The sequence below is a fragment of the Leifsonia virtsii genome (assembly GCF_030433675.1).
In the GTDB taxonomy this organism is placed as follows: Bacteria; Actinomycetota; Actinomycetes; order Actinomycetales; family Microbacteriaceae; genus Leifsonia; species Leifsonia virtsii.
The window spans coordinates 542,932-550,989 of the sequence record NZ_JAROCB010000004.1 but is presented as its reverse complement, the minus strand read 5'-3'; the positions used below and the strand labels follow the sequence as shown (position 1 = coordinate 550,989).

7 protein-coding genes and 1 pseudogene are annotated in these 8,058 nt (G+C 70.2%); 3 read left to right on the top strand and 5 right to left on the bottom strand.

Annotation, left to right across the window (positions count from 1 at the left end; all coding sequences use genetic code 11):
* Both P5G59_RS16790 and P5G59_RS16785 read left to right on the top strand, forming a co-directional pair.
* Nucleotides 1-184 (top strand): annotated as a pseudogene (locus P5G59_RS16790) (hypothetical protein); the annotation flags it as partial.
* A 283-nt stretch (nt 185-467) separates the two neighbouring features.
* A complete protein-coding gene (locus P5G59_RS16785) occupies nt 468-692 on the top strand; it encodes a hypothetical protein (protein WP_301220141.1) in 225 nt (74 codons plus the stop codon).
* 9 nt (nt 693-701) lie between these two features.
* Here the strand turns inward: P5G59_RS16785 and P5G59_RS16780 are convergent, their stop codons facing one another.
* The 5 genes from P5G59_RS16780 to P5G59_RS16760 form a co-directional block, all read right to left on the bottom strand.
* Nucleotides 702-2,243 (bottom strand): aspartate ammonia-lyase, encoded by a 1,542-nt coding sequence (locus P5G59_RS16780; RefSeq protein WP_301220162.1) that lies wholly within the window; start codon nt 2,241-2,243, stop codon nt 702-704.
* Between the two features lie 168 nt (nt 2,244-2,411).
* Nucleotides 2,412-3,788 (bottom strand): aldehyde dehydrogenase family protein, encoded by a 1,377-nt coding sequence (locus P5G59_RS16775; RefSeq protein ID WP_301220140.1) that lies wholly within the window; start codon nt 3,786-3,788, stop codon nt 2,412-2,414.
* A 106-nt stretch (nt 3,789-3,894) separates the two neighbouring features.
* The gene (gene trmB, locus P5G59_RS16770; RefSeq protein WP_301220139.1) at nt 3,895-4,578 is read right to left on the bottom strand and encodes a tRNA (guanosine(46)-N7)-methyltransferase TrmB; all 684 of its coding nucleotides are present in this window, start codon (nt 4,576-4,578) and stop codon (nt 3,895-3,897) included.
* 92 nt (nt 4,579-4,670) lie between these two features.
* Nucleotides 4,671-4,958 (bottom strand): hypothetical protein, encoded by a 288-nt coding sequence (locus tag P5G59_RS16765; RefSeq protein WP_301220138.1) that lies wholly within the window; start codon nt 4,956-4,958, stop codon nt 4,671-4,673.
* A 138-nt stretch (nt 4,959-5,096) separates the two neighbouring features.
* Nucleotides 5,097-6,485, bottom strand: coding sequence for an NCS2 family permease (locus tag P5G59_RS16760; protein WP_435871280.1), 1,389 nt, complete (start codon nt 6,483-6,485; stop codon nt 5,097-5,099).
* 173 nt (nt 6,486-6,658) lie between these two features.
* On the opposite strand from P5G59_RS16760, the gene P5G59_RS16755 reads away from it, so the two are divergent.
* Nucleotides 6,659-7,936, top strand: coding sequence for a uracil-xanthine permease family protein (locus P5G59_RS16755; protein ID WP_301220137.1), 1,278 nt, complete (start codon nt 6,659-6,661; stop codon nt 7,934-7,936).
* The last annotated feature ends 122 nt before the right edge of the window (nt 7,937-8,058 follow it).

Below are 8,058 nucleotides of genomic sequence, written 5' to 3'. Positions count from 1 at the left end.
GGCCGGGGCGGCGGACGGCGTCGTCGCCGCGCTCGCCCCGCCGCCCTGCTGCGCGGCCGGCTGCGGGGTCGACGCCGGCGGCTCGTCGGCCAGCGCCGGCGCCCCGGTCGTCGCGACCGTCACGCCCAGCACCAGCGCCGGGACGGTGATCAGCGCGAGGACCGCCTCGCGCCACGACCAGTAGCCCCGCTCGCGGGGTGATCGGGAGTCGGAACGGCGCCCACGCCGGGATTCCGGGCGCGCTGAAGACGTGCTTCGGGTACGCATCTGAGACCATGCCTTAGTCGGGTCGGCATCCCCGGTGGGGTAAGCACCGGGCACTCCCGCGGCAGGTTCGCCGCGATTGGGGCACACCCTAGGTCGGCGTCTTCGCGGCCCGAAAGACAGCGCTGCACTTCGTTCCGATCCCGTGACCGGACGTCGACGACTGCCTTTCGGGCGGCCGTCGGAGGCCCTACCCTGCGGTCATGGACGACACCGCCGGGTTCCTCGCGGAGCTGTTCCACGACGGGGTCGTCGAGACGGTGGCGATGCCGCCGCCGGAGCACGACGAGCCGCCGCCGCACATCCGCGTGCCCGCCGTCGACGCGGCAGGACAGCGCATGGTCGACGTGTTCCTGCTCAGCGACGCCTCCGGCTGGCCTGCGCGCGCCGGGTATCGCTACGCGGGCAGCATGCCCGTGCGCGGATGACGCGGCAGGTCAGTCGCCGTCCTCGCGCGCCTCCGCGATCGCGTCGGCCTGGATCACCGGGATGGCGGTCGTGATGACCTCCAGGCCGCTCAGCCGGGCGGGCGACAGCAGGCGGGTGACTTCCTCGCGGCTCATCAGCTTCGCCTCCACGACCAGGTCGGCGACGTTCCGGCCGGTCAGCAGGGCCGACTTCGCGAGGGCCGCGGCCGCCGCGTAGCCGATGTGCGGGGTGAGCGCCGTGATCACGCCGACCGACGACCCGACCATGGCGCCGAGGCGCTCCTCGTTGGCGGTGATGCCGTCCACGCAGTTGATCCGGAGGGTGCGGAAGGCCTGTGCCATCCACGTGATGCTCTGCAGCAGCGAGTGCGCGATGACCGGCTCGAACGCGTTCAGCTGAAGCTGGCCGCCCTCCGCCGCCATCGTGACCGTGACATCGGCCCCGGCCACGGAGAACGCGACCTGGTTGACGACCTCGGGGATGACCGGGTTCACCTTGCCCGGCATGATGCTGGAGCCGGCCTGGCGCGCCGGGAGGTTGATCTCGCCGAGACCCGCCTGCGGGCCGGAGGAGAGCAGGCGCAGGTCGTTGCAGATCTTCGACAGCTTGATGGCGCTGCGCTTGAGCGACCCGGAGAACGACATGAACGCACCGGCGTCGCTGGTCGACTCGATCAGGTCGGGTGCGGTCTCCAGGTTCAGGCCCGTGATCGCGTTCAGGTGGCGCACGGCGGCCGCCGCATATCCGGGGTCCGCGGTGATGCCGGTGCCGATCGCGGTCGCGCCCAGGTTGATCTCGGCGAGCAGCCACTTCGTCTCGGTCAGGCGCGCGTGGTCCTCGGTGAGGGTGGTGGCGAAGCCGTGGAACTCCTGGCCGAGCGTCATCGGCACGGCGTCCTGCAGCTGCGTGCGGCCGACCTTCAGGATGTTGCGGAACTCCGCCGCCTTGTGGGCGAACGAGTCGCGCAGCAGCGCCAGCTCGTCGAGCAGGTGGCCGAGCGCGAAGGTGAGTCCGATCTTGATCGCGGTCGGGTAGGTGTCGTTGGTGCTCTGGCTGCGGTTGACGTCGTCCAGCGGGTGCAGGTGGGCGTAGTCGCCCTTCTCGTGACCGTCGAGCTCGAGCGCGACGTTGGCGATCACCTCGTTGGCGTTCATGTTGGTCGAGGTGCCGGCGCCGCCCTGCATCACGCCGACCACGAACTGGTCGTGGAAGCGGCCGTCGATGATGAGCTGGCAGGCGCGGTCGATGAGCTCGGCCTTGTGCGGCTCGAGCACCCCGATCTCCAGGTTGGCGCGCGCGGCCGCCTGCTTGACGCTGGCGAGGGCGACGATGAGGTCGGGATAGACGGAGATGGGCCGCTTGGCGATCGGGAAGTTCTCCAGCGCCCGCGAGGTGTGGACGCCCCAGTAGGCGTCGGCGGGGATCTCGCGGCTGCCGAGGGAGTCGGTCTCGACGCGGGTGGGGCGGCCGTCCGCGGTGGGGGTGGGGACGTCGGAGACGTTCTCGGAGGAGTCGATCACGGGGATGGGGGTGGTCTTCGGCTCGTCCATGGTTGCTGTCGGGTTCACGGTTGGCACCGTTGCCTCTCGTTGTGCGTTGGCATGCGTTTCCTGCGCCGGACGTTCGTGGCCTCCGGCAGTGCCGAGCCTACCCCCGGGGTCGGACGGTGGCGTGGACGTGCTGTCCGGCATCCCGGACTCCCTTCGACAGAGTGTCGATCAGCCGAGCTTGCGCAGCAGACCGCGCGCGAAGCGGTCCTTGCCCTCGGTGTAGGGCGGGTAGACCAGCTGCATCGTGTCGGGCGACAGCGGCTTGCTGAGGACCGCCTTCTCGTGGCTGAACGTGCGGACCGACCGCTCGCCGTGATACGCGCCCGCTCCGCTCTCCCCCACCCCGCCGAACGGCAGACCCGCGACGGCGAGGTGCGCGGCCGGGATGCCGAAGCCGACCGCTCCGGAGCTCGTCTCGGTCAGGATGCGGCGCCGCACGGTGGCGCTCGACGAGAAGACGTACAGCGCGAGCGGCTTGTCGCCTGAGCGGATGAAGCGGATGGCGTCGTCCAACCCGTCCACCGGCAGGATGGGGAGGATCGGGCCGAAGATCTCCTGCGCCATGGCCGGGGCATTCTCGGGGACGTCGACCAGCACGGTCGGGGCGAGGTACCGCGTGGCGGCGTCGTGGTCGCCGCCGACCGCGGTCGTGCCGGAACCGAGCATCCCGGTCAGGCGCTCGAACTGCCGGTCGTCGACGATGCGGCCGTAGTCGGGGCTCTGCGCCGGATCGTCGCCGTAGAGGTCGCGCACGGCGTCGCGCAGCGCGTCGGTGAGCCCCGGGACGACCGCTCGGTCGGCGAGCACGTAGTCGGGCGCGACGCACGTCTGGCCCGCGTTCATGAACTTGCCCCAGGCGATGCGGCGGGCGGCCGCCGCGACGTCGACCGTCCCGTCGACGTAGACCGGCGACTTACCGCCCAGCTCCAGCGTCACCGGCGTCAGGTGCTCGACGGCGGCTGCGGCGACGATCCGGCCGACCCGGCCGTTACCCGTGTAGAAGATGTGGTCGAAGCGCTGCGCCAGCAGGTCGGTGGTCTCCTCCACGCCGCCTTCGACGACCGCGACCGCCCGGCGGTCCAGGTACTGCGGGATGAAACGTGCCATCGCGGCGGAGGTGGCGGGCGCGAGCTCGCTCGGCTTCAGCACGACCGCATTGCCCGCACCGAGCGCGCCGACGAGCGGCGCGAGCAGCAGCTGCACCGGGTAGTTCCACGGCGCGATCACGAGGACGACGCCGACGGGCTCCAGCAGGGTGGACGCGCGGGCCGGCAGCAGCGCACCCGGCACGGACACCCGCTTCGGCCGCAGCCAGCGGCGCAGGTGCTTCAGCGCGTGGTCGATCTCGCCGACGACGAAGCCGAGCTCGGCGATCTGCGACTCGGTCGGGTTCTTGCCGAGGTCCGCGAGGAGGGCGTCCTCGAACTCCGCCGAGCGCTCGGTGAGCATCCGCCGCAGCGCCCGCAGCTGGGCGAGCCGCCACGCGAGGGGCTTGGTGACCCCGGCATCGAAGGCGGACCGGAGCTCCTCGACCGTGTGCGTCATGGGCCCATCCTAAAGACACCCCCACACCATCACCTCCGGACTTTTTCGACCCCGCGTCGGCGTGTCGGGTCGAAAAACTCAGGAGCTGATGGCTGGGGTGGGCCCGTCAGCGGGCCGGGCGGTACTCGAGGTCGAAGATCGCGTGGCCGAGGCGCTCGCCGCGGCGCTCGAACTTGGTGACCGGGCGGTCGTCGGGACGCGGGACGAAGCGGGCCTCGCCGGCCTGGTTCACCAGCCCCGGCTCGGCGTCGAGCACCTCGATCATGTGCTCGGCGTACGGCTCCCAGTCGGTGGCGAGCCGCAGCACGCCCTCCGGCGCGAGCGCACGCACCAGCAGCCGGGCGACCTCCGGCTGCACGAGCCGGCGACGGTGGTGGCGCGCCTTCGGCCAGGGGTCGGGGAAGAAGATGAGGATCTCGTCGACGGACCCTTCCGCGAGCCCGCGCTCGAAGACCTCGACCGCGTCGTGCCGGACGATGCGGATGTTGCCGAGGCCCCGGTCGCGCATCGCGCCGAGGACCCGGCCGATGCCGGCGCCGTGCACCTCGATCCCGAGGAAGTCGCGGTCGGGGTGGCGCTCGGCGAGCGTCAGGAGGTTCTCGCCGTTGCCGAAGCCGATCTCGACCACGCGCGGCGCGGTGCGGCCGAACGCGGCGTCGAGGTCGAGCGGCGACCCGTCGAACTCGAGGCCGTACGTCGGCCACAGCTCGTCGATCGCCCGCTGCTGGGCTTCGGTCTTGCGTCCCCGGACGACGAAGCTGCGCGGCCGGACGAGGGGGGATGGTTCCATCCCCCCATTGTCCCGCACGGCGAGTGCGGCCTTGCGTCACGTCTGCGGCTGCGCGAGCACCCGCAGTGGTTACGGGAGGCCGCACTCACCGGCTAGAGCCAGGCGAAGGGGAGCGCCATGAGGCCGACGCCGAGCCCGACGACCGCGAACGCGATGCCGATCGCAGCGCCCGCGAGCATCACGGCGTTGAGCACGATGCCCCAGATGGCGAAGGTCCGCCCGAGCGGCTCCCGCTTGAGGGCGAGGATGCCGAGCACGAGGCCTGCCACGGGTGCGACGAGGGTCCAGCCGAAGACGATCGACGAGAGGCCGATCACGAAGCTCGTGACGCTGAGGGTTCGGACGGGCGCGGCGGTCTGGTACGGAGTGGTGGTGGTCATGCATCCATCCAACCGACCCGCGCTCGCGCCCGGTATCGGGGTAACCCCCGACTTGTCCCTGAGGTCACCCCGCCGCTCGTCACGAATGGACGCCATTGGTGACGAACAGCGCCCATTCGTGACGAATCCCGGGGCGGATCAGACCTGGCCGAGCAGGCCCTCGATCGGTCCGCGCGCGAAATAGATGAGGAAGCCGGCCGCCACGATCCACAGCAGCGGGCTGATCTGGCGCGCCTTCCCGGCGAGCGAGCGGATGAGCACCCAGCTGATGAAGCCGACGCCGATGCCGTTCGCGATCGAGTAGGTCAGCGGCATGACGATGATCGTCAGGAACACCGGAAGCACCACCGAGAACTCGCTGAAGTCGATGTGCCGGATCTGCACCACCATGAGCGCACCGACGACGACCAGCGCCGCGGCCGCGACCTCCAGCGGCACCACCTGGGTCAGCGGCGTGAAGAACATGGCCAGCAGGAACAGCACGCCGGTGACGACGCTCGCGAACCCGGTCTTGGCGCCCTCGCCGATGCCCGAGGCGGACTCCACGAAGACCGTGTTGGACGACGCCGAGACGCCGCCGCCGACGATCGCGCCGACGCCCTCCACGATCAGCGACGACTGCAGCCGCGGGAAGGTGCCGTCCTCGTTCGCGAGTCCAGCGCTCCGGGCGAGGCCCGTCATCGAGCCCATGGCGTCGAAGAAGTTGGTGAAGACGAGCGTGAAGATCAGCATGATCGCGGCCAGCGCGCCGATGCGGCCGAAGGAGCCGAACAGGTCGACCTGGCCGACGAGGCTGAGGTCCGGGAGCGACACGAGCGAGGTCGGCAGCTGCGGGACGGTGAGGTTCCAGCCCGCCGGGTTCTTCCCCATCGACGGGCCGACGTGCCAGATCGCCTCGGCGATGATCGCCACGACGGTCGCGGCGACGATGCCGATGAGCAGGGCGCCCTTCACCTTGCGCGCCATCAGCACGCCCATGATGATCAGCGCGATCAGGAAGGTGATGGTCGGCAGCGTCGCGATGGAGCCCGCCTCGCCCAGCTGGACCGGCGGCGACGACAGCGTCGTGGTGCGGACGAAGCCGCTGTCGACGAAACCGATGAACGCGATGAAGAGGCCGATGCCGACGGTGATCGCCGTCTTGAGCGGCGCAGGGACGGCGTTGAAGATGAGCTTGCGCAGCCCGGTCGCCGACAGCAGCACGATGATGATGCCGTTGATGACGACGAGGCCCATCGCCTCCTGCCAGGTCAGGATCTTGACCACGTTGACGGCGAGGAACGAGTTGATGCCGAGCCCCGCGGCGAAGGCGAACGGCAGGCGCGCGATCAGGCCGAACAGCACCGTCATCACGCCGGCGCTGAGGGCGGTCACGGCCGCGACCTGCGTGGTGCCGAGCGTGTGGCCGACGACGTCCTTCGTCCCGCCGAGGATGAGCGGGTTCAGGATGACGATGTACGCCATGGTGACGAAGGTCAGCACGCCACCGCGCACCTCGGTGCCCCAGGTGGTGCCACGTGCACTGATCTCGAAGAAGCGGTCGAAGCGCCCCTTGGCCGTGGTGGGCGCGCTGGTCGAAGCGGAAATGGTGAACTCCCGTAGGATCGGTGGGCGGTGCCCGGCGAGGATTCAGGTTCGTCGAGTATGCGCGAATGCGCAGCACCAAGCCTATTCCGACTCGAGAGCACTGAAGGACACGCATGGCACTGCCCTGGACGCTGCACGGCGACGGCAAGAAGGTCGGAGCGCACGAGATCGTGCTGCCCGGCGAGCGACTCACCTGGCCCCGGACGATCGGGCTCGGCGCCCAGCACGTCGTCGCGATGTTCGGCGCGACGTTCCTGGTGCCGCTGCTGACCGGGTTCCCGCCGGCGACCACGCTGCTGTTCTCCGGCGTCGGCACTCTGCTCTTCCTCGTCGTCACCGGCAACAGGCTGCCCAGCTACCTGGGGTCGTCGTTCGCGTTCATCGTCCCGATCGTGGCCGCCACGAAGGCGCACGGGATGCCGTCGGCGCTGTTCGGCATCCTGATCACGGGCATCCTGCTCGCCATCGTCGGGCTCATCGTGATCGGGACGGGCACGCGCTGGATCGACGGGCTCATGCCCCCGGTCGTCGCCGGCGCCATCGTCGCCCTGATCGGCTTCAACCTGGCCCCCGCCGCCGGCGCGAACTTCGCCAAGGCGCCGGTGACCGCGCTCGTGACGCTGGCCGCCGTCATCCTGTGCACCGTCCTGTTCCGCGGGATGCTCGGCCGGCTCTCCATCTTCCTCGGCGTCGCCGTCGGATACGTCTTCGCCGTCATCGTCGGACAGGTCGACTTCAGCGGCGTCGCGAAGGCCGCATGGATCGGCCTGCCGCAGTTCACCCTGCCGGCCAACCCGTTCACCTCCCCCGCGTCGACCTGGGGCATCCTGCCCGCCTTCCTCCCGGTCGTGCTCGTGCTGATCGCCGAGAACGTCGGCCACATCCGTGGGGTAGCCCAGCTCACCGACCCGTCGGTGAACCGCCTCACCGGCCGCGCACTGTTCGCGGACGGCCTCGCCACCACCGTCGCCGGCTTCTTCGGCGGCTCCGGGACGACGACCTACGGCGAGAACATCGGCGTCATGGCCGCGACGCGGGTCTACTCGACGGCCGCGTACTGGGTCGCCGGTGTCGTCGCCATCCTGCTGGGCCTCTCCCCCAAGGTCGGCGCGGTCATCAACACCATTCCGGCCGGCGTGCTCGGCGGCGTGACCACCGCGCTGTACGGGCTGATCGGCATCATCGGCGTGAAGATCTGGCTGGACAACAAGGTCGACTTCTCAAAGCCGAAGAACCAGTTCACCGCGGCCACGGCGCTCATCATCGGCATCGGCGACTTCACGCTGAACCTCGGACAGCTGACCTTCAACGGCATCGCGCTCGGCGCCATCGCCGCGATCGTGGTCTACCACGTGATGAACGCGATCGGCCGCGCGCGCGGCACCGACTGAGCCCTCGACTGGAGCGATCCAGCGGAGATCTGTATCTCAACCCTCTGACGTCATAGCGCCGGGGCGGAGGCGTCCTTCTGTATGGGACCACCGTCCCGCGACACCAACGACAGAAGACGCGA